This is a genomic window from Acinetobacter sp. ANC 4178, assembly GCF_004331175.1.
Classification (GTDB): Bacteria; Pseudomonadota; Gammaproteobacteria; order Pseudomonadales; family Moraxellaceae; genus Acinetobacter.
On sequence record NZ_SJOD01000004.1, the window covers coordinates 168,050 to 189,774 of the forward strand.

Genomic DNA, 21,725 nt, shown 5'->3' on the forward strand with positions numbered 1-21,725 from the left:
ACGGTTCCAGACCAAGATTTTGTTTTGCAGCAGTGCGATAAAATGGATTTGCGCTTATATATCAAAATTATGCTAGTGCAATTTGAATAGCTTAGGTATGAATGAGCATATTACCCATTCATACCCGTAAGTCTGATCGGTTGCGGTAAAACTTAGGTCTGATCCTGAGTTGCCAAACCGCCTCCTAATGCTCGAATTAAGTCCACACTTGCAATCATTCTGCTACCTTTGAGTTGTATAGCCAATTGCTCTTGCTGAAGAATAGTGCGGTCAGAATCTATAACGTCTAAATAACTCACCATACCTTCACGATAACGCAGATGTAAAAGTTTATTGGCATTACGTGAAGCAATCAGGGCTTGAGTTTGAGTATTCATTTGTTGATCCAGAATACGCTGATCCGTCAGCCCATTTTCAACCTCACGAAATGCATTCAGTACAGTTTGTCGATAATTGGCAACGCTTTCTTCATAGGCAGCTCTGGCCTGTGCTACACCTACTTTACGTTGACCACCATCAAACAAAGGTAAGGATAAAATTGTCCCTGCGATAGGTCCCAGCAAGAAAGTGCGACTCGACCATTGGGCTAAATCTCCAAGCGTTGAAGACTCATAGCCCAGTGCTCCTGTAAGACTAAGTCGCGGGAAAAAAGCAGCACGTGCAATACCAATTCGAGCATTATCCGCCGCCATAGCACGTTCAGCAGCGGCAACATCAGGACGTCTTTCAAGAAGACTAGAAGGTAAACCTGCAGGTACTTGAATGGTATTGATCGTTAAGCTTTGCTGCGCCAAATTAAACTCAGCAGGCGTTTTGCCTAATAGCACGGCAAGCGCATGTTCTGTATTTGCTCGTTGACGCATAAGACTCAATAAACCAGTCTGTGCTGTAGACAATTCCGTTTGTGCACGAAATACATCCATTTCACTGACGGCTCCATTTTTAAAACGAGCTTGCATTAAATCGCGTGATTCAGTCAGCAATTTAATCATTCGCGTATAAATGATTTGTTCCGTATCGAGCTGGCGGATCTGAAAATAATTTTGCGCGACATCGGCTTGTAAAGCTAAAAGTGCAGAGTGATATAAGGCTTCTTGTTGCTGTGCGTCTGCTGTTGCCGCATTGACACTACTTGCAATACGACCAAATAGGTCTAACTCATAAGACACATTTGTCTGGGCACGCCATAACGTCTGGGCGGAGGTATCCGCATTCGCATCAAGCCCCTGAGACGCAGGTGAGAGTTTCTGTCGGGTTGGACCAAAGCCCACACCTATACTCGGCAATTGTTCAGCCTTTGCCGCGGATTTCAAAGCACGTGATGCCTGAACATTTGCGGCAATCGCTTTTAAGTTTTGGTTTTCCCAAATGGCTTGTTGCTCAAGTGCATTGAGTTGAGCATCTTGAAAAATAAGCCACCATTCACCTCTGGAAGCTGCATCACTCGGTTGTGCTATCTTCCAGTTTTCATTTTCTTGCAGGGGGTTGGCTTCTTTAAATTGCAATGGAATGACAACCCTTTCTGGTTCATATTGTGGTGCCAGTGAGCAGCCTGCAAGCAGCAGGCTTCCCATGAGCGAGGACAATAACCAGATCTGTTTTTTAGGCATGATCATATCGTCCTTATGAGTGATTTGGATTGATTGGAGCTTCATGCGGACTGGCTGAATGCAGCTTATGTCCACGGTTTAAAGTCCGAATGAGTACATAGAAGGCAGGGGTCAGGAACAAGCCAAAGAAAGTAACCCCGATCATGCCTGAGAATACAGCAACGCCCATTGCATGACGCATTTCTGCACCCGCACCTGTAGAAGTCACAAGAGGAACAACACCCATAATGAACGCAATTGAAGTCATTAAAATTGGGCGTAAACGTAAACGGCTTGCTTCAACTGCTGCTTTAAATGCGGTCATGCCTTGCATTTCAAGTTCTCGGGCAAATTCCACAATCAAAATCGCGTTTTTGCAGGCCAGTCCCACCAGTACCATTAAGCCGATTTGCGTGAAGATATTGTTATCGCCATTGGTCAGCCACACCCCTGTAAGCGCAGCTAAAATCCCCATTGGTACAATCAAAATCACAGCCAATGGCAAAGTTAAACTTTCATACTGTGCCGCCAAAACTAAAAATACCAACAGCACACTGATTGGGAAGACCCATAGCCCAGCGTTGCCTGCCAGAATTTTCTGGTAGGTTAAATCTGTCCATTCGAATTTAATTCCACGCGGTAAGGTTTGTGCAGCAATCCGTTCTGCGGCAGCTTCTGCCTGACTAGATGAATAACCAGCAGCAGGGCCACCATTAATATCCGCAGCAGTATATCCGTTATAACGTACGGCCATTTCTGGACCATAAGTTTGCGTAACATTCACCAGAGAAGATAAAGGCACCATCTGCCCAGCACTGTTGCGGGTTTTTAATTGCAAAATATTCTCTGGATTTGCACGAAATGGTGCATCAGCTTGTGCACGCACCTGATAAACACGTCCAAAACGGTTAAAGTCATTCACATATTGTGAGCCCAGATAAATTTGCATGGTGTTAAATACATCTGTAACAGCAACACCTTGTTGCTTGGCTTTAACACGATCGAGGTCTACGTTTAACTGCGGTACATTAATTTGATAACTTGAAAACATTGGACCGAGTTCAGGTGCAGCTTGTGCAGCTTTCATAAAGTTCTGCGCAGCATCATTTAATGCGGAATAACCCAATGCACCGCGGTCTTCAAGCTGCATTTTGAAACCACCCACTGTGCCCAGTCCCATTACTGGTGGCGGTGGAAAAACAGCAATATAGGCTTCTTGTATGGCGGAATATTTTTGGTTTAAGGCACCCGCAATCGCATTGGCTGAAAGATCTTTGCTTTTACGCTCTTCAAAAGGTTTTAGTGTGACAAAAACAATGCCTGCACTGGAACTGTTGGTAAAACCATTGATCGATAAGCCGGGAAAGGCAATTGCACTTTCGACACCAGGTTGTTTTAACGCAGCATCACTCATTTTTCGAATGACGGCTTCAGTACGGTCTAAAGAGGCACCGTTCGGTAATTGTGCAAAACTAATCAGATACTGTTTGTCCTGAGCAGGAACGAATCCGCCGGGCACAATATAGGAAATACCAATGGTTAAACCCAGTAGAATGGCATAGACACCCATCGCTGAGGTTTTATGCGAAATCACCCGACTTACACCACGACCATATTGATCTGACGCACGTGAGAATAGGCGGTTAAATGCCTTAAAAAATCGTCCAAAGACTCGGTTCATGCCACGTGTTAAAGCATCAGGCTTGGCATCATGACCTTTCAGCAAGATTGCAGCTAAAGCAGGGGACAATGTAAGTGAGTTAAATGCCGAAATGACGGTTGAAATCGCAATGGTCATGGCAAACTGTTTATAAAATTGACCTGTTAAACCTGTCATAAAGGCCAGCGGGACAAATACTGCACACAGTGTTAATGCAATGGCAATAATCGGTCCACTGACTTCACGCATGGCACGATAGGTTGCATCCCTTGGACTGAGTCCAGCTTCAATATTCCGCTCGACATTTTCCACCACCACAATCGCATCATCGACCACAATACCAATCGCAAGGACCATCCCGAACAGCGAAAGTGCATTAATGGAATAGCCAAAAGCTAGCATCAATGCAAATGTACCAATAATAGACACGGGCACTGCCAGCAGAGGAATAATCGAAGCACGCCATGTTTGTAGGAATAAAATTACCACCACGACAACCAGTGCAATTGCTTCTAGCAGCGTACTGACAACCGCTTTAATACTTGCGCGAACGAACTGAGTTGGATCGTAAACAATTTCATACTTCACCGATGAAGGAAAATCTTTCGACAATTCCTGCATGGTGTCACGGACTTGCTCAGACACTTGCAGTGCATTCGCACCTGGTGCTTGGAAAATTGGAATGGCAACCGCTTGTTTATTGTCAAGTAAAGAACGCAAACCGTATTGTGATGCTGCAAGCTCTACACGGGCAACATCGCCCAAACGAGTTACCGCACCGTCTGGATCTGTTTTTAAAATGATATCGGAGAATTCTTGTTCTGTACTTAAACGACCTTGTGCATTTACCGAAAGCTGAAGCGGAGCATTACTTGGAGATGCACCAATAGTTCCTGCGGCGACCTGAATATTTTGCTCACGAATGGCACTGACAATTTCACTTGCCGTTAAATTACGCGCAGAGATTTTCTGTGGATCGAGCCAGATCCGCATAGAATAATCACCAGAACCAAATAAACCTACTTCACCCACACCTTGTAAACGTGCTAAACGGTCTTTGACATTCAGCACCGCATAGTTGCGTAAGTAGGTCATGTCGTAACGATTATCTGGCGAAGTTAAATGCACCACCATGGTTAAGTTGGAAGAGCTTTTAAGGGTAGTGACCCCTAAACGCTGTACATCTTCGGGTAACCGTGGCAAAGCCTGTGATACGCGATTTTGTACCAGTTGTTGTGCTTTATCTGGATCAACCCCAAGTTTAAAGTTCACAGTAACGGTTAAATTACCATCACTATTGGCTTGAGATTGCATATACAACATGTCTTCAACGCCGTTGATTGATTCTTCAAGCGGAGAAGCCACGGTTTCAGCAATCACTTTCGGGTTTGCACCTGGATACTGTGCACGCACAACCACAGAAGGTGGAACAACTTCTGGATATTCAGAAATAGGCAGTTTAAAAACTGACAATATCCCCGCCAATACAATCAGGATTGATAACACACCTGCAAAGATCGGCCGATCAATAAAAAATTTAGAGATGTTCATATGAGATTAACCCGCTGCCGAATTAGCTGTGTTTTCAGTTGGCTGAGGTTGTTGCGCAGTTGAAACTTGACTATTTGGCATGATGACTTGATGCGGTGTAACAGGATCCCCAGGTCGAATGCGCTGTAAACCATTCACGACGATGCGTTCACCAGCTTGTAATCCGCTCTCAACAATTTGCAAGCCATTTTGAACTACCCCTAGTTTGACTTCACGGTACATGGTTTGGTTTTTACTATTTACAACCACGACAAAGCGTTTATCTTGATCGACCCCAATTGCGGTTGGGCTAATCAAAATTGCGGCACGAGGCTGTCCACCTCCCAGTCGAATGCGAGAATACAAACCAGGAAGGAGAGACCCTTTAGGATTATCAAAAGTAGCTCGGACACGAATCGTTCCCGATGTGGTATTTAAATTATTGTCAAATGAACTAATTACACCTGTATGTGAAAAACCATCTTCATTGGCAAGTCCCATAGATACAGGAATCTGAGCGGCATTATTTTGATCACTGAGATATTTCAGATAAGTTTGTTCATCGACATCAAAAGATGCATATAAGCGTGCGACTGACACAATACTGGTTAAAACCTGCGCACCACTGCCCGCAGATACTACGTTTCCAGCCGTTACTTCGGCACGTGAAATACGGCCACTAACAGGTGCGGTAATGCGAGTATATTCAAGATTTAAACGTGCTGATTCGACAGCAGCTCTGGCGGCTTGAACATTGGCACTCGCCGTGCGTGCTTCATTTTCAGCTTGTTCAAGCTCTTGGTGAGCAACGGCATTGCTTTCAATCAAACGTTGATTGCGAGATAAATTACTCGTGGAATAAGTTACTTGGGCTTCGGCCGCGGCCAGTTGTGCCTTGGCACGATTTAGCTCTGCCTGAAATGGTCGTGGGTCAATCGTAAAAAGTAAATCACCTTTTTTGACCAGACTGCCATCTTTAAAATGAACAGCGATGAGTTTGCCTGAAATCTGTGGTCGAACATCCACTTGATCAATGGCTTCTAGGCGACCAGAGTATTCTTGCCAATCGGTAATGGTTTGACTCACAACATTTGCAACATCGACAGTCACAGCAGCTTGTGCATTTGTATCTTGTGTAGCTTTAGCATCGGCATTTTCATGTAAAAACATAAAACTACCCCCCGTAGCTAAAATAGCGACAAGCACTGCAGACAGCGTGAACTGTTTGCGGGAAATTGACATGAAATGCTCCTGTTTTTATTCGTATACCTGTTTGACGACAAATACATGTCTGAAGGGAGAAACAGGTGAGGTGAAGAGATCGGAGCTTAAATGTTTGTCAATTACGAATAAATATATTAAATTTGATAACACTATTCGAAAATTAATAACAATCGAATATTAAATTTCAAAAGTTACAGTCTTAGGAGTGCTGCGTGGATCTTTTTCATGCCATGAAAGTATTTAATAAAGTGGTCGAAACCAACAGTTTCAGTTTGGCAGCAGATAGCTTAGGGCTACCTCGTGCTTCAGTGACAACCACAATTCAAGGATTGGAAAAGCATTTACAAATTCGCTTACTCAACCGAACGACTCGTAAAATTAGTTTGACGCCAGATGGCGCTGTATATTACGAACGCAGTGCACAAATCTTAGCGGATGTAGAAGATGTAGAATCGACTTTTCATGATGCTGAGCGTGGGCCACGTGGCCGTTTAAGAATTGATGTTAAAGCATCTATAGGGCGTATGATTTTAATCCCTATGCTGTGTGATTTTCACGCGAAATATCCTGATATTGATTTAGTCATTGGGATGAATGACCGCCCTGTAGATTTAGTTCAGGATGCCGTGGATTGCGTGATTCGGATTGGTCAACTTAAAGATTCTAGTTTAGTGGCGCGCCGTATTGGTACAGTTCAGTTTGTAACGGTTGCATCCCCAAAATATTTCGCTGAACGCGGTATGCCAGAAACAATTGAGGATTTAAAGCAACATCAAGCCGTTCAGTATTTTAACAGCCGTACAGGTCGTAATATTGACTGGAATTTTGTGGTGGATGGTGAAATTCAAAGCCTTGCTGTCAATGGGCGAGTTTCTGTCAATGATGGAGATTCATATATTGAGTTGGCACTGCAAGGTTTTGGTTTAATTCAATGTCCTTACTTCATGGTTGCAAAACATTTGGAGTCTGGTGAACTCAAGGAAGTCTTACATCAATGGTTACCTGAACCTTTGCCTATTTCGGTGGTGTATTTACAGAATCGTCATTTATCACCTAAGGTGCGTGTGTTTGTAGATTGGGTTGCTGCATTATTTACTGAATGCCCATTATTAAGTGGATGTACTTTATCTCTGAATCAGAAATCTGAGTTTACATGCGAACAGAAAAAAGAGAATAACAACTTTACGATTCATAACTTGCTCGAACAGCAAAATACCGCCGAGGCTTTCGCTTTAAATGTTTAATCGTATAGTCAATTTAATGACTATAAGTATTTATTTTTAAAAGTAATAAATGTGGTAAAAAAGCTTTAATATAATTTTGTGATTAAAATGCCACGTTATTGTATTCATAATTTTCATCTGCACCTGAATCTTTTAAGGTGCAGATAAAAAGAAATGTTTCCTTAAATTAAAATTTAAATCAGATTTAAAAAATAGCTACGGTGGGCGCTATCTTGTGGTAAGAGTTCTAATAAGCGTTGTATTGCATCAATACGATCGTGAGTTTGACCAATAATTCGCAATAATTGATCGATATCTTTTATTTGATAAATCATTTGGCTTAAACGAGCGTCAAAACAATGTCTCCACGTACTCAATAAAGGGCTTTCTGATTTAGATAAAAAGCTCCCTTTATACAATGAAAATGTACTGGCAATAAGATTCGCATTTAAGGATTGTTCAGCACGTAAAAAATCACATTGAACCTCACAGGTCAGTCTATAAATACGAGCTTCAATACAGTGTGGTAGTAGAGTACGCAATTGTGAAAGCTCAGCCTTTAGGGTTTTTAGGCTGACACTACGTTCACCATAAAGGGCATAGTGTAACTCTTCTAAACCAATACCATAGGGATGCAAAGCTAAAATGCAAAGTATTTCAATTTGACGGTGACTCAAGTTTAAAGTTTGCCCATTAAATTGAACCCAAGGTGAACCTAGCGCTTTAATGTATAAAAAATTTTGCTGCTCAAATTTTATGGCACGCTGTATTAAATCTGCACAGCGTTCAACTGCGAGCAGCCCTAAAGGCGTATGTTTTTTGTATTTTGTAGAAAGGTTAATAATGCCGTGAAATTGTCCTGATGTTGGGTCCCAAATCGGTGCGGCATAACAAACCCAATCACGAACACTGTCCATTTGGTTTTCATGAGAATAGACGCAACTTGAAATTTGGCTGTTCAACGTCATACCAATCGCATTGGTTCCAACTGCCTGTGTAGACCAATGTCCACCCTCAATAAAATGAACCTGTTCAGCAGAAGAAAGCATGGCTGAACTACTCCATGTCCATAAGAGAGTCCCGTGATGATCTGTAAGACCAATCGCCATATCTGAATCATCCGCTATTTTGAGTAAATCTGCATAATTATGTTGAATAGAGCGGCGGAATAAAGACGTTTGATCTTCTTGAGGCAATGCTAAAACAGGGGCAGCATGCACAGTAGTTTGATTAATTAAATGGGTTGTTTGCAGCTTTTTTGCAGATGGTGTATTGAACAGGTTCATATCATATTCCTTTATGATGAGACTGTAATATTTTTAAACTTTAGAAATGAGCTTCCAAATTTATAGTCATTTACGTCATTTCTTCTTGCTTCGATTTTAAATGCTTTTATCTTTGCTTGGTTAAATCACATCTTTTGGCTTTACCAGTCCTTGAGCTACTTTAAAAGTGTTCTTATGCGCTGAAAATGACTATTTCCATCTGAAATGTTAATAAACGTAAATAGGATGAAAATTCATTCGCTCATGTAAGGGTTAGGTACAGCCTCACCATGATACTGACGATCGGCAAAATAACTTGATCGTACCAATGGCGCACTCCAAATATTTTTAAACGCTAAGCGCTCTCCATGTGTTTGATAGTGCTTAAATTCTTGCAACGTAACAAAACGATGAATTGGCGCATGAGACTTGGATGGCTGTAAGTATTGACCGATTGTGACATAATCAACTTGATAATCTTTCAAATCATTTAATAACACAATAACCTCAGCCTCGACTTCTCCTAAACCGACCATCAAACCGCATTTGGTTGGAATGTCGGGACAGTAGTGTTTAAATTTCTTGAGCAAATCCAATGAATGCTGATAGTTAGAGCCTGGTCGCATGGCTTTATACAGACGTGGAACGGTTTCAATATTATGATTAAAAACATCGGGTGGGTTTTGGCTCAGAATCTTCAGGGCAATATCTGCACGACCACGAAAATCAGGAACCAAAATTTCAATCAAAGTATTTGGGCTAATCTCACGAATTTCTCGAATGCAATCGGCAAAATGCTGTGCGCCACCATCTTTTAAGTCGTCTCGATCAACCGAAGTAATCACGACATACTTTAAGTTTAAATTCTTGACTGTTTCAGCCAAATGCTTTGGCTCATTAATATCTAAAACATGAGGACGACCATGAGCGACATCACAGAATGGACAGCGTCGAGTACAGATATCTCCCATAATCATGAATGTTGCTGTTCCACTGCCGAAACATTGCGGCAAGTTAGGACAAGCTGCTTCTTCGCAAACCGTATGTAGTTTTTGTTGCCTTAATAAATCCTTAATGATTTGGACTTCCTCAGGTTGACTAATTTTAGTCCGAATCCATTCTGGCTTTTTCGGTGTCGTTTCCGTTGGAACAACTTTAATTGGAATACGCGCCATTTTTTCAGCGCCACGTAACTTCTTTCCTGTTAATACTGTGTTATTTAAATCCATTTCAAACACTCCGTCGTTTAAAATAATTAATATAGACCCTGATATTAAATAAGCTGCTTTAACTGCATTGATAATATTAAAACAGGGCAAAAAACTTATCATATAAAACAAAGGTTGGTTAAAGGTTTGTTTTTGTATGTGATTGAACTATTGTAAAATTTTACAAAAATTTTTAATTTCATAACCTTCTGTTTTTAATATTTATCTCATCTTTTTATGCATTATATTTTTTTAGTCTAATATGAAATTAAATAAAAATATTCTTATATAAATATACGATTTAAAAATCCAATTATTCAATTTTGGGTTTTCTTTTAAGCGTAGTAAATAAGGAACAAATATATGCAATTAACGGAAGAGCAATTGCTAGCAGCATACAAAAGAATGCGCGACATTCGTGAATTTGAGGATCGACTTCACGATGAAAACAATACAGGTGATATCCCTGGTTTCATCCATCTCTATAGCGGTGAGGAAGCTGTTGCCGTAGGGATCTGTGAAAATTTAACAGACAAGGACTTCATTACATCAACACATCGTGGTCACGGACATTGTATTGCTAAGGGCTGTGACATTCACGCCATGATGCTAGAAATTTTTGGCAAAGATGATGGTTTGTGTCGTGGTAAAGGCGGCTCAATGCACATTGCAGACTTAGATAAAGGCATGCTTGGTGCAAACGGTATTGTGGGCGGTGGCCCACCTTTAGCGATTGGGGCAGCTTTAAGTGCTAAAACACTGAAAAATGGTGGTATTGGTCTGTCATTTACGGGTGATGGCGGGTCAAATCAGGGCTTAACTTTTGAAGCCATTAATATGGCTGTGGTGTTAAAGCTTCCTGTCATTTTTGTTTTTGAAAATAACGGTTTTGGTGAAGGTACTGCGCATGATTATGCCGTAGGCAGTAAAGACATTGCAGGTCGAGCAGCAGGTTTTGGCTTACCTGCTGAAAAAGTAGATGGAACAGACTTTTTTGCTGTGTATGAAGTTGCACAAAAAGCCATTGAACGTGCCCGCCGTGGAGAAGGTCCAAGTGTGATTGAAACAGTAACCAACCGTTTTTATGGACATTTTGAAGGTGATCCGGGGCTTATCCGCTCCAAAGAAGAGCTGGATTATGTCAAAGAACATAAAGATCCATTGAAAATATTCCGTGAAAAAGTCAAAGGCAAAATTGACGAAGCCAAACTGGATGCAATTGATATTCAGTCTAAAGCCAATGTAGACGATGCCGTTGCAAAAGCACGCGCAGCTAAGTACCCAGAAGTCTCTCAGTTACTTACTGATGTTTACGTCTCTTACTAAAGGAATAGTAGAAAAATGCCAAATAAAAGTTATCGAAACGCGATTAAAGAAGCAATTGAATTAGAAATGCGCCGAGACCCAAGTGTCATTGTGGTTGGTGAAGATGTTCGTGGTGGACATGGTGGTAAAAATACCGATGACAATAAACTGGAAGGTTTTGGCGGTGTACTTGGTGTAACCAAAGGCTTATGGACTGAATTTGGCTCTGAACGAGTCATTGATACGCCAATTACAGAATCTGCGATTATTGGTATGGCGGCAGGTGCTGCTGCAACGGGTTTAAGACCTGTAGCTGATTTAATGTTTATGGATTTTTACGGCGTGTGTTATGACATGCTGTATAACCAAGCGGCTAAATTCCGCTACATGTTTGGTGGCAAAGCCAAAGCACCACTTGTTGTACGAGGCATGATCGGGGCAGGTTTTTCCGCCGCAGCGCAGCACTCCCAGTCACCATATAACGTGTTTGCCTCAGTGCCTGGCTTAAAAGTGGTGGTGCCTTCGAGTGCCTATGATGTGAAAGGGTTGTTGATTCAAGCCATTCGAGATGATGACCCAGTGGTCTTTTGTGAACACAAGTTGTTATACGACATTAAGGGCGAAGTACCAGATGAGGCCTACACTATTCCTTTTGGTGTCGCAAATTACACCCGTGAAGGTACAGATATTACCATTATTGCCTTAAGCCTGATGGTGCATCGTGCCAATGAAGTTGCAGACAAGCTCGCAAAAGAGGGCATTTCGGTTGAAGTGGTTGACCCTCGAACCATTTCTCCATTAGACGAAGATGGCATTTTAGAGTCAGTGGCTTCCACAGGTCGTGTAGTGATTGTAGATGAATCTGCAGCGCGTTGTGGTTTCGGACATGATGTGGCTGCACTCATTGCACAGAAAGGATTTCATTATCTTAAAGCACCAATCGAGTTAGTCACTCCACCACACTCACCTGTACCATTTTCACCAGTATTAGAAAAAGAATGGCTACCCAGTGTAGAACGCATCGAACAGGCTGTACGTAAGACGTTGGAGGCTTAGGATGAGCGAAATTAAAACCTTAGAAATCCCAAAATGGGGTTTGTCCATGGAAGAGGGCACAATTGCCCAATGGCTGATTCAGGAAGGTACGCAATTTAGTAAAGGACAGGAAATTTGTGAAATTGAAACCACAAAAATCGTCAATGTTCTGGAAGCACCTTTCGATGGCTTGCTACGAAAAATTATTGCTAAAGATGGTGACACACTGGTCGTAGGTGGAGTCATTGCAATTTGTGCAGACGCTCAAGTTTCCGATGCAGAAGTCGAAGCATTTGCACAGTCCTTAGGTGGAACGCCTGCTGTAACTGAAAATAAAGCGGTAGCAGTGGTTCCTGAAAAAGTAGCTTTAGCTCAAGTTGAAACCAAAGTACAAGCTGCTCCTACACAGAACAGTGTTGGTAATGCATCAAAAGCGGTGCCTCAGGGTGGATATTCTATTCCTGCTGCGTTACAAGGCTTCCAACAAAGCGATGATATTTTTGCAACGCCACATGCCTTGAAATTGGCTGAAAAGCATAATGTAAACTTGTCTCAGATTACGGGTTCTGGACGTGAAGGTCGTATTAGTGTTCAAGATATTCAGACCGTAGTTCAAGCTGCTGGTGGTTCTTGGCCAGATGTGCGTCATCAAGCCAGTACCAAAGCCGCGAAATCTAAAGCAGATGATAGTGATGTTCTAGCAACACCTGTTGCCCGCCGTTTAGCCAAACAATGGGGCATTAATTTGCATGATTGTCGTGCATCGGGTTCACGTGGACGAGTCTGTAAGGAAGATGTTGAAGCTGTATATCAACGTGAAAACCCTGTACAAGCTCAACATGCTGAGCATGCGCATCCACCAGAGTCAGCAAAATTTACCACCGTGGTTATGAATGGTATGCGTAAAGCAATTGCTTCGCGCTTACAGGCTGCGAAACGCAATGCACCACATTTTCGCTTAACGATAGACTTAAATGTTGAGTCGGTTCAGGCTTTGCGTCAGCAAATTAACAGTACCGTACCGCAAGTAAAACTGTCCATTAACGATATGCTGATTAAAGCTGCTGCTGCCGCATTGATCAAAGTTCCACAGGTCAACGTTCAGTTTGATGAAGAAAATCAGCAAATTCTACAGTTTGAACAGGCTGATATTTCAGTTGCTGTGGCCATCGAAAACGGACTGATCACACCAATTATTAAAGCAGCGAACCGTAAATCTTTGGCGCAAATTTCCAATGATATGCGCGATCTGGCGACACGTGCCAAAACTGGAAAATTAGCGCCTGATGAGTTTCAAGGTGGCAGTTTCAGTATTTCCAATTTGGGAATGCTGAGTATTCAACAGTTTGATGCCATTATTAACCCACCTCAAGGTGCAATTCTGGCCTTAGGTGCAGCAGAGAAACGTGCTGTCGTCGAAAATGATGAGATTGTTGTTCGTGAAATGGTGACAGCAACATTGTCTTGTGATCATCGTGTTATTGATGGTGCGTTGGGTGCTCAATTCTTATCGGCATTTAAGCAGTTTGTCGAAAATCCTGCATTAATTTTGGTGTAGGAGGAACAGCCATGTCAGATACACAATTTGATCTTGTGGTTATTGGTGCTGGTCCCGGAGGATATGTCGCTGCGATTCGCGCAGCGCAACTGGGATTAAAAACGGCAATCGTTGAAAAACAACACTTAGGCGGAGTGTGTCTTAATTGGGGATGCATTCCAACCAAGGCATTATTGAGCGGGGCTGCGCTTGCGCAGCAGTTCAAACACGCAGAGCAGTTTGGCTTTACGCTTAACGCGGTTGATTTTGACATTCAAAAACTGGTCCATCATAGCAGACAGGTTTCTGAACAACTGGTACAAGGTATCGGTCAACTATTGAAAAAAAATCAAATCACTGTTTTTAACGCAGCAGCACAATTTATTGCCAAAGAGCAATTAGAGCTTACAGATGCGAATGGTCAAAAACAGCAGATTTCTGCGCCGCATATTATTGTCGCAACAGGTGCACGTGCGGCCAATTTACCTCATATTCCTGTAGATGGTGATCAGGTCTGGAGTTATAAAGAGGCTTTGGTTCCAGAACAATTACCAAAATCTTTACTGGTCATTGGTTCGGGTGCTATAGGCAGTGAGTTTGCAAGCCTATACCAAGACTTAGGCTGCCAAGTCACCTTGGTTGATATCGCAAAGCAGATTCTCCCTAGCGAAGACATTGAAGTTGCGAAGTATGTACAAAAGCAATTTGAACTGCAGGGGATGCAGGTTTTAACCGAAGCGACCGTAAAAAAAATAGAAACTGATCAGGCTCAAGTACATTGTCATATTGAAACTGCCACAGGTGTGCAAATCATTAGCGTTGAAAAGGTACTTTCAGCAATTGGCGTGAAACCGAATGCTGAAAATCTGGGTCTAGAAGCTTTGGGTATTGAATTTGAGAATGGTTTTATTAAAGTCGATTCATGGTGTAAAACCAATGTTGTGGGCGTTTATGCAATTGGCGATGTCGCAGGCGCACCGTGTTTGGCACACAAAGCCAGTCATGAAGCCATTCTTTGTGTGGAGAAAATTGCAGGTCTAAGTCATGTACATGCTTTAGATCGTACACAAATTCCGGGCTGTATTTTTACCCATCCTCAAGTGGCCAGTATAGGTTTGACAGAACAGAAAGCGAAAGCTGCGGGCTTGAATATCAATGTGGGTAAGTTCCCTTTACAAGCCAATGGTAAGGCATTGGCTTTGGGCGATAGCGCAGGATTTGTTAAAACCATTTTTAGTCAGGAAACGGGGGAATTGTTGGGGGCTCACATGGTTGGACATGAAGTCACCGAACACATACAAGGTTTTGCCATTGCAAAATACCTAGAAGCTACGGATGAAAGCTTAGCGCAGGTCATTTTCCCTCATCCTACTTTGTCTGAGGCGATGCATGAGTCAGTTTTGTCGGCGATGCAACGTGCAATTCATATTTAAGGAGTCGCAACATGCCTAGAGGTTTAAACAATAAAGTTGCATTAATTACGGGTGCGGCACAAGGCATTGGACGCGGTATTGCCTTACGTTTAGCCCAAGAAGGGGTTCATATTGCCTTGGTCGATCTTCATCAAGAAAAGTTAAGTGCTGTTCAAAAAGAAGTTGAAACCTTTGGCGTAAAAGCCACCACATTTATTGCGGATATTTCAGATCCAATACAAGTCAGTCATGCAATTGATCATGCCGAATCGACACTTAATGGTTTTGATATCATGATCAATAATGCAGGTATTGCACAAGTTAAAGCTTTAGCAGAAGTAACACCGAGTGAATTTAACCAAATTATGAACATCAATGTCGGTGGTGTGCTTTGGGGGATTCAAGCCGCAGCAAATAAATTTAAACAACGTCAACAGGCTGGAAAAATTATTAATGCGTGCTCAATCGCAGGTCATGAAGGTTTTGCTTTACTCGGTGTGTATTCGGCAACTAAATTTGCAGTTCGTGCATTGACGCAAGCTGCGGCTAAAGAATATGCCAGTGCTAAAATTACTGTAAATAGCTATTGTCCGGGTGTTGTAGGCACAGACATGTGGGTCGAAATAGATCAGCATTTCTCTGAAATTACAGGTGCACCAATTGGTCAAACGTATAAAAAATATGTAGATGGTATTGCTTTAGGACGTGCTGAAACACCAGATGACGTGGCTGCATTCGTTGCATTTTTAGCCAGTGAGGATGCAAACTACATTACAGGTCAGTCTATTTTGACAGATGGTGGAATGGTTTACCGTTAATATCAACATAAGGAATACATAATGAAAGCAGCTCGTTTTTATGACCGAGGGGATATTCGGATTGAAGATATTCCTGAACCGCAAGTACTTCCAGGCACAGTTGGAATTCAAGTTGCATGGTGTGGCATTTGCGGTACAGATTTACATGAATTCATGGAAGGCCCTATTTTTATTCCACCTTGTGGTCATCCACATCCAATTTCGGGAGAATCTGCACCTGTAACAATGGGACATGAATTTTCAGGCGTGGTTTATGCAGTTGGTGAGGGTGTAGATGATATTCAAATTGGGCAACATGTCGTAGTTGAACCCTACATTATTGCTGACGATGTGCCGACTGGCCCGAATGATAAGTATCACTTATCAAAAAATATGAACTTTATTGGTTTAGGCGGACGTGGTGGCGGTCTTTCTGAAAAAATTGCAGTTCAACGACGTTGGGTACATCCTATTTCAAATGATATTCCCTTAGACCAAGCAGCGTTGATAGAACCTTTATCTGTCGGTCATCATGCCTATGTCAGAAGTGGTGCAAAAGCTAGTGATATCGCACTGGTTGGTGGAGCAGGCCCAATAGGCTTACTTTTATCAGCCATTTTAAAGGCCAAAGGTCTTACGGTCATCATTACTGAACTGAGTGCAAAACGTAAAGAAAAAGCGATAGAGGCTGGTGTTGCCGATTATGTACTCGACCCATCTCAGGTTGATGTGGTTGATGAAGTAATGAAAATTACTGAAGGCCGTGGTGTAGATGTCGCTTTTGAATGTAGTAGTGTCAATAAAGTCATGGATACGCTTGTTGCAGCAATGAAACCAACTGGCGTAGTCGTTATCGTCTCTATTTGGAGCCATCCTGCCACAATTAATGTGCATAGTGTAGTGATGAAAGAGCTAGATATTCGTGGCACGATTGCTTATGTCAATGACCATCAGGAAACCATCCGTTTAGTCGAGCAAGGTAAGATTAATCTAGAACCTTTTATTACCCAACGTATTGCATTAGATGATCTTGTTTCTAAAGGCTTTGAAACGCTGATTCATAATAATGAGTCTGCTGTAAAAATTATTGTTCATCCGTAATGTGCAGCCTTGCAGGTTAAACCATTTAGCAAAACCAAGATGCAATAGATGCAACGTCTATTGCATCCTTTTATTTTGAATCGATAAGTTCGCCGTAAGAATACTACCTTGTTCAAATGAGCAAAATTTTGCGCAAAAACCATGTAATTCAATGAAAATGAGCAAATATATTCACAAAAAGTGTTTTTACAGTATTTTTGAGAACAATTATTATTCATTGATAGCAATCAAAAAATTCATAGTACCAACCTATTACTGCATTTTTAACTGACATAACTGTGCCTTTTGGCTAAAAGAAGTAAATGGGCCTAATAATCTATATATTTGGCTCACCATATGAGCTGTTTAAGCCATTTATTCGGCTCACAATATAGGTTTTATTAGGTCACGCGTCATGAAATGAGCCGAATAACTCAACTAATAAGCTCACAAAATGAGCCGAATAGGTGTTACAATCGGCTCATGCAGTAGGGGAATGCTTATGAAAAAATGGGTATGGCAAAAAGCAAACTGGACTAAATTTAAATGGGATGAAGCACTCGTTACGGTAAAACTGCGTTTGATTCATAAGAAGATAGGTCAATTGGTCGGTGAGAGTAAAGCATCACCAGATGCTGAGGCATTACCATTAGATACACTGCTCACAAACCTAGTCGCATCCTCACTCATTGAAGATGAGAAGTTGAATGTTCGTTCACTCAAATCCTCATTAGCTCGGCGTTTAGGGGTAACAGAAGAAAATCCTGCACCAATTCAAGATAAAACTGAAGGCTTAGCCAATATCATGATGGATGCAGTGAGCAATCATAATGCGCCATTAACCATGGAGCGCTTGTTACAATGGCATAACTGGCTTTTTCAAACCATAGAACGCTTCGATTATGTTGCCCAAAAAATCAAAGTAGGAGAGATCCGTGATAACGAGGCACCAATGCAGGTTGTTGGTGGTTCTCCTTATGGCACTACAACCAAGGTTTATTTTGAAGCACCTGAGGGTGGAGAGCATTTACAGGGACTAATGAATGAATTTATAGAATGGTTCAATCGTTCCAGAGAAGATGTAATGCTTGATCCATTATTGCGAGCTGCACTTGCTCATTTCTGGTTTGTGACATTACATCCATTTGAAGATGGTAATGGTCGTATCACTCGTGTCATTACAGACTTGGCATTAGCCCAAATGGATCACCAAAGTATCCGTTTATACGCTATGTCCGTGGCCATCCATGAAAATCGTAGTAGTTATTATGAGGTTCTTGAGAAATGCCAGAATAATACTTATGCGATTAATGAGTGGTTGGTCTGGTTCTTAGATACTTTAGAGAAAAGTATAGATAGGTCTTTACTACGACTTGATCGAACGATTGCTAAAGCGAAATTTTGGAGCTCTTATTCTCATATCGAATTCAATGAAGCCCAGAATAAAGTTTTAAATCGTTTACTCAATGGCGAAGAGAATGATTTTCCTCTAGGTATCAATGCTTCTCAGTATCAAAAAGTCACTGGAGTAAGTAAAGCTACAGCAACACGTCACCTAACCGAGCTTTTGGAAAGCGATGTGCTGCATAAACTTGAAGGTGGTGGACGTAATACCCGCTACGTACTGAAAGTCGATAAAGAAAAGTTTACTCAAAACACTCATGCTCTTTAGTTCCAACTAAAAAAGCTCTTAATTAAGTGATGTTATTTATTTTAAGATTTTGTTTTTTTAAAAAATATTTTGAATTTTATTTAATATGAATACGGTCTGTGTTTGTGTGTAACCATAAGCTTTAATTGTACCAACTGGAGCTGAAGAATCTCCAATGTCTGCAAAAATTCCACTTACGTAAACTAAAGAAATATCGCTTGGAATTGATATTGATTCTGCATACTGTGTTTGATCTGAACCCATACGTGTAATTCTACCCATAAAATATATTCCTTGATAAATAGTGTTAATAAGATTTTTTATTGACGTTTAAGTCGAGTGAATGATATATTTTTTGAATGATCATTCCAGAAAGAGTTTTAGATGAGACCAAAAGAGTTTGAAGAAGACGATATTGCAGAAGCTGCTATGAAAGTTTTTTGGCAAAGAGGCTACGCTGGAACAAGTGTTCAAGACTTAGTAGAGGGCACAGGCCTAGGACGTGGCAGCCTTTATAACGCTTTTGGAAGTAAATACGGATTATATGAATTTGCTTTAAAACGTTATTATGAAATTACTGCTAGCAATATAGCCATATTATCTGAAGATGGAACTGCTAAAGAACTAATACGCCGTTTACTCATGAAAATTGTCTCAGAAGAGCTTAATGATACTGAAAATCTGGGCTGTATGGTTGCCAATGCCTGTTTAGAAATGGCAAGACATGATGAGGGAATTGCTGATTTAGTAGCAAAAAATTTAAGCAGAATGGAAAGAGCCATTAGCTCGTTAATATTGCGTGGCCAAGCTAATGGCGAAATTGATGCTACAAAAAACTCTGAAGCATTGGCTAGATTTATCGTGAGTACAATTCAAGGAATCCGTGTCGTAAGTAAAGGCAGTGAAAAAAAATGTCAATCCGAAAGGCTCGTTGACATCGTGGATATTGCGATAAGCGCAATCTAAATTTATGAATTGATAAAATAGTCATATTCCTTGATATGTATTAATAGATGAACTGTTAATACATCAAGGCATGTCCTTTTTTTACCAATTATGGAATGATCATTACAAAACAATCCATTTTAAAAGTCAGTCATACAAATTCAACACACACCATTTTTTATCAGCAACAAAGAAAGGAAGTAACAATGACTCAAGCAGCACAATTTAAAGCAAAGACAATTACAGTCTTCGCTACTGGCATTACAAAGGCTGCAATAGCTAGGAACCTTAAAGAAAATAGTTTTAACGTAAATGTATGGAACCTTAGCTATGAAAAATAAAGCTTTAGAAGAGTCAAGCAAAGCTTCATTAAAGGCTGGACTATGAATATACAAAATAACGCTGTGACATCAGATATTGTGAATAGCTCTAAAGAAGATATTCCTGTTTTAAAGCTTCTAGCATTTACGCTTGCTGGTTTCATTACAATTATGACGGAAACCATGCCAGCAGGTTTATTGCCATTAATTAGTAGGGATTTACAGGTAACGGAAGCTTTAGCAGGGCAATTAGTATCTGTTTACGCTTTAGGTTCGGTCATAGCTGCTATTCCTGTTGTTGCAGCTACTCGCAGTTGGTCACGAAGACCTTTATTCTTATTGGCAATCAGTGGCTTATTAATCTTCAATACCTTAACTGCGTTATCTTCTAACTATATTGTTGTGTTGGTTGCTCGTTTTATTGCAGGAATGTCGGCGGGAATTATTTGGGGAGTACTCGCAGGTTATGCTCGAAGCATGGTATCTGCTAACTTACAGGGTCGAGCGTTAGCCATAGTTGGTGTAGGACAGCCTATTGCCTTATGTCTTGGAGTGCCTTTAGGTACTTGGTTAGGCAGCATGTTTGGTTGGAGAGGCGTATTTTGGATTATTTCTCTGCTTGCTTTATTTCTAGTGATTTGGATTAGAGCCGCGATTCCAAACTTTTCTGGACAAGTTGCAGAAAAACGCCAATCGATCAAAGAGATTTTTTTACATCCAGGCATTCGCTCAGTGTTAGCGGTAATTTTCTTATGGATTCTTGCACATAACGTCTTATATACCTTTATTTCACCTTATCTGGCATCTGTAGGGCTTGATAATCATATAGATCTGGTACTTTTATTATTTGGTGTGTCATCAATCATCGGGATTTGGGTCACTGGTGTTTGGGTGGATCAGTCATTACGTTTATTAACCTTGCTAAGTTTAGCTGGGTTTGCAATTGCTGCGATCTTAATTGACTTAGGTGGTAGTGGGAACTCTGCTTGGCTAGTACTCAGTGGTATCGCGCTGTGGGGTATGACTTTTGGCGGGGCTCCAATTTTGCTTCAAACCGCAATTGCAGATACTGCTGGTGAAGGTGCTGATGTAGCCCAGTCTATGTTAGTTACTGTCTTCAATTTAGCCGTTGCTGGAGGAGGACTACTAGGTGGAGTATTACTCCAAAAAATCGGCCCATCATCATTCACGATAGCGATGTGTGTTTTATCAATAATTTCCTTCTATGTGGTCTTACAAGCTAAGATACATGGATTTAAAAATAGATAATTTTTCAATAACTTTAGATACTAGATTGGTTTCAATCAATCTAGTATCTATCAACCATTAAATGAATATTTAGAGGATCAACTTCATACACTTAATAAAAATATTTTTATTGATGCTATAAATTTTAAGAAAATTTAATCGATTATTTACCTTATTTTTACAGTTCCTAATTCAAAAAAAGCATCTCGTAACTTATGTCTTTTTTAAACTTTATTTTTTTCATCATAATCTGAAAGTAGATACTCAATAAGTATTTAAGATTGTCTTTAAATATGTAATTAAATGAAAAATAACAACTATTTAAATATTTTCTAGTCAATCCTACATTGACACCTTAAATATTGAAGATTAACATTTATGTGCTGGCCACATTGCCAGTCGGTTGTCGCAGACCGCAATGAAAGACCGCATCAGAGTTATTCCTTCTGAGGGATAGTTTTGTGCGTGAACTCCTCGTTCCCTCCCGTTGCGGTAGGACGGGAGAGGGACACCTTCGGGTGTGCTGGTTAATCTTTCTCCAGTCTGCGAACCCTCTTTCGTTCTGCCACCATAAATCTCTTATGCTCTGGCAGAACTCCAAATATAAGGAGTTGACTTTGCACATTCATATTTTTTTGGCAACCATTGCCAAAGTACACTATAACGATACAACTTAAACTTTTACTAAGCTTTGAG

At 41.0% G+C, this 21,725-nt stretch carries 17 protein-coding genes; 11 read left to right on the forward strand and 6 right to left on the reverse strand.

What is annotated here, in order from left to right; translation table 11 throughout:
* Window positions 1-152: 152 nt before the first annotated feature.
* The 3 genes from E0H87_RS10035 to E0H87_RS10045 are packed head-to-tail and all read right to left on the reverse strand — an operon-like array spanning window position 153 to window position 6,021.
* Window positions 153-1,610, reverse strand: coding sequence for an efflux transporter outer membrane subunit (locus E0H87_RS10035; protein ID WP_413773122.1), 1,458 nt, complete (start codon window positions 1,608-1,610; stop codon window positions 153-155).
* 13 nt (window positions 1,611-1,623) lie between these two features.
* Window positions 1,624-4,800, reverse strand: coding sequence for an efflux RND transporter permease subunit (locus E0H87_RS10040; RefSeq protein ID WP_131323470.1), 3,177 nt, complete (start codon window positions 4,798-4,800; stop codon window positions 1,624-1,626).
* A 6-nt stretch (window positions 4,801-4,806) separates the two neighbouring features.
* Entirely contained in the window at window positions 4,807-6,021 is a 1,215-nt protein-coding gene (locus tag E0H87_RS10045; RefSeq protein ID WP_131323471.1) for an efflux RND transporter periplasmic adaptor subunit, read from the reverse strand.
* A gap of 194 nt (window positions 6,022-6,215) precedes the next feature.
* On the opposite strand from E0H87_RS10045, the gene E0H87_RS10050 reads away from it, so the two are divergent.
* A complete protein-coding gene (locus E0H87_RS10050; protein ID WP_131323472.1) occupies window positions 6,216-7,247 on the forward strand; it encodes a LysR family transcriptional regulator in 1,032 nt (343 codons plus the stop codon).
* Window positions 7,248-7,420: 173 nt separating this feature from the next.
* Here the strand turns inward: E0H87_RS10050 and E0H87_RS10055 are convergent, their stop codons facing one another.
* Window positions 7,421-8,512: a transcriptional regulator gene (locus tag E0H87_RS10055; protein WP_131323473.1), complete on the reverse strand. Its 1,092-nt coding sequence runs from the start codon at window positions 8,510-8,512 to the stop codon at window positions 7,421-7,423.
* 233 nt (window positions 8,513-8,745) lie between these two features.
* Window positions 8,746-9,720, reverse strand: coding sequence for a lipoyl synthase (lipA, locus tag E0H87_RS10060; protein WP_131323474.1), 975 nt, complete (start codon window positions 9,718-9,720; stop codon window positions 8,746-8,748).
* Window positions 9,721-10,062: 342 nt separating this feature from the next.
* On the opposite strand from lipA, the gene E0H87_RS10065 reads away from it, so the two are divergent.
* The 7 genes from E0H87_RS10065 (at window position 10,063) to E0H87_RS10095 (ending at window position 18,537) form a co-directional block, all read left to right on the forward strand.
* Complete coding sequence (locus E0H87_RS10065) at window positions 10,063-11,025, forward strand: thiamine pyrophosphate-dependent dehydrogenase E1 component subunit alpha (protein ID WP_131323475.1); 963 nt, start codon at window positions 10,063-10,065, stop codon at window positions 11,023-11,025.
* A gap of 15 nt (window positions 11,026-11,040) precedes the next feature.
* On the forward strand, window positions 11,041-12,060 hold the full coding sequence (locus tag E0H87_RS10070; protein ID WP_004979604.1) for an alpha-ketoacid dehydrogenase subunit beta: 1,020 nt from the start codon (window positions 11,041-11,043) through the stop codon (window positions 12,058-12,060).
* 1 nt (window position 12,061) lies between these two features.
* On the forward strand, window positions 12,062-13,597 hold the full coding sequence (locus E0H87_RS10075) for a 2-oxo acid dehydrogenase subunit E2 (protein ID WP_131323476.1): 1,536 nt from the start codon (window positions 12,062-12,064) through the stop codon (window positions 13,595-13,597).
* A gap of 11 nt (window positions 13,598-13,608) precedes the next feature.
* Entirely contained in the window at window positions 13,609-15,009 is a 1,401-nt protein-coding gene (gene lpdA / locus E0H87_RS10080) for a dihydrolipoyl dehydrogenase (protein ID WP_131323477.1), read from the forward strand.
* 11 nt (window positions 15,010-15,020) lie between these two features.
* Entirely contained in the window at window positions 15,021-15,806 is a 786-nt protein-coding gene (locus E0H87_RS10085; RefSeq protein WP_131323478.1) for an acetoin reductase, read from the forward strand.
* 21 nt (window positions 15,807-15,827) lie between these two features.
* Entirely contained in the window at window positions 15,828-16,886 is a 1,059-nt protein-coding gene (locus tag E0H87_RS10090) for a 2,3-butanediol dehydrogenase (RefSeq protein WP_131323479.1), read from the forward strand.
* 481 nt (window positions 16,887-17,367) lie between these two features.
* Window positions 17,368-18,537 carry a Fic family protein gene (locus E0H87_RS10095; protein WP_131323480.1) on the forward strand — a complete coding sequence of 390 codons (1,170 nt, stop codon included), beginning with the start codon at window positions 17,368-17,370 and terminating at the stop codon, window positions 18,535-18,537.
* A 57-nt stretch (window positions 18,538-18,594) separates the two neighbouring features.
* Here the strand turns inward: E0H87_RS10095 and E0H87_RS10100 are convergent, their stop codons facing one another.
* Window positions 18,595-18,798, reverse strand: coding sequence for a hypothetical protein (locus E0H87_RS10100; RefSeq protein ID WP_131323481.1), 204 nt, complete (start codon window positions 18,796-18,798; stop codon window positions 18,595-18,597).
* Window positions 18,799-18,900: 102 nt separating this feature from the next.
* Here E0H87_RS10100 and E0H87_RS10105 point away from each other — a divergent pair, with 102 nt between their 5' ends.
* From E0H87_RS10105 to E0H87_RS10110, 3 genes are all read left to right on the forward strand, one after another.
* The gene (locus E0H87_RS10105; protein WP_131323482.1) at window positions 18,901-19,482 is read left to right on the forward strand and encodes a TetR/AcrR family transcriptional regulator; all 582 of its coding nucleotides are present in this window, start codon (window positions 18,901-18,903) and stop codon (window positions 19,480-19,482) included.
* 185 nt (window positions 19,483-19,667) lie between these two features.
* Window positions 19,668-19,802, forward strand: a complete 135-nt coding sequence (locus E0H87_RS16245; RefSeq protein ID WP_264757386.1) for an NAD(P)-binding domain-containing protein — start codon at window positions 19,668-19,670, stop codon at window positions 19,800-19,802.
* Between the two features lie 42 nt (window positions 19,803-19,844).
* Window positions 19,845-21,050: an MFS transporter gene (locus tag E0H87_RS10110; RefSeq protein ID WP_131323483.1), complete on the forward strand. Its 1,206-nt coding sequence runs from the start codon at window positions 19,845-19,847 to the stop codon at window positions 21,048-21,050.
* Window positions 21,051-21,725 lie beyond the last annotated feature (675 nt).

Coding starts and splice junctions, on each gene's coding strand:
- E0H87_RS10110 (WP_131323483.1), top strand. CDS start 19,845: ATGAATATACAAAATAACGCTGTGACATCAGATATTGTGAATAGCTCT.
- E0H87_RS10040 (WP_131323470.1), bottom strand. CDS start 4,800: ATGAACATCTCTAAATTTTTTATTGATCGGCCGATCTTTGCAGGTGTG.
- E0H87_RS10090 (WP_131323479.1), top strand. CDS start 15,828: ATGAAAGCAGCTCGTTTTTATGACCGAGGGGATATTCGGATTGAAGAT.
- E0H87_RS10045 (WP_131323471.1), bottom strand. CDS start 6,021: ATGTCAATTTCCCGCAAACAGTTCACGCTGTCTGCAGTGCTTGTCGCT.
- E0H87_RS16245 (WP_264757386.1), top strand. CDS start 19,668: ATGACTCAAGCAGCACAATTTAAAGCAAAGACAATTACAGTCTTCGCT.
- E0H87_RS10085 (WP_131323478.1), top strand. CDS start 15,021: ATGCCTAGAGGTTTAAACAATAAAGTTGCATTAATTACGGGTGCGGCA.
- E0H87_RS10065 (WP_131323475.1), top strand. CDS start 10,063: ATGCAATTAACGGAAGAGCAATTGCTAGCAGCATACAAAAGAATGCGC.
- E0H87_RS10070 (WP_004979604.1), top strand. CDS start 11,041: ATGCCAAATAAAAGTTATCGAAACGCGATTAAAGAAGCAATTGAATTA.
- E0H87_RS10100 (WP_131323481.1), bottom strand. CDS start 18,798: ATGGGTAGAATTACACGTATGGGTTCAGATCAAACACAGTATGCAGAA.
- E0H87_RS10095 (WP_131323480.1), top strand. CDS start 17,368: ATGAAAAAATGGGTATGGCAAAAAGCAAACTGGACTAAATTTAAATGG.
- E0H87_RS10055 (WP_131323473.1), bottom strand. CDS start 8,512: ATGAACCTGTTCAATACACCATCTGCAAAAAAGCTGCAAACAACCCAT.
- lpdA (WP_131323477.1), top strand. CDS start 13,609: ATGTCAGATACACAATTTGATCTTGTGGTTATTGGTGCTGGTCCCGGA.
- lipA (WP_131323474.1), bottom strand. CDS start 9,720: ATGGATTTAAATAACACAGTATTAACAGGAAAGAAGTTACGTGGCGCT.
- E0H87_RS10035 (WP_413773122.1), bottom strand. CDS start 1,610: ATGCCTAAAAAACAGATCTGGTTATTGTCCTCGCTCATGGGAAGCCTG.
- E0H87_RS10105 (WP_131323482.1), top strand. CDS start 18,901: ATGAGACCAAAAGAGTTTGAAGAAGACGATATTGCAGAAGCTGCTATG.
- E0H87_RS10075 (WP_131323476.1), top strand. CDS start 12,062: ATGAGCGAAATTAAAACCTTAGAAATCCCAAAATGGGGTTTGTCCATG.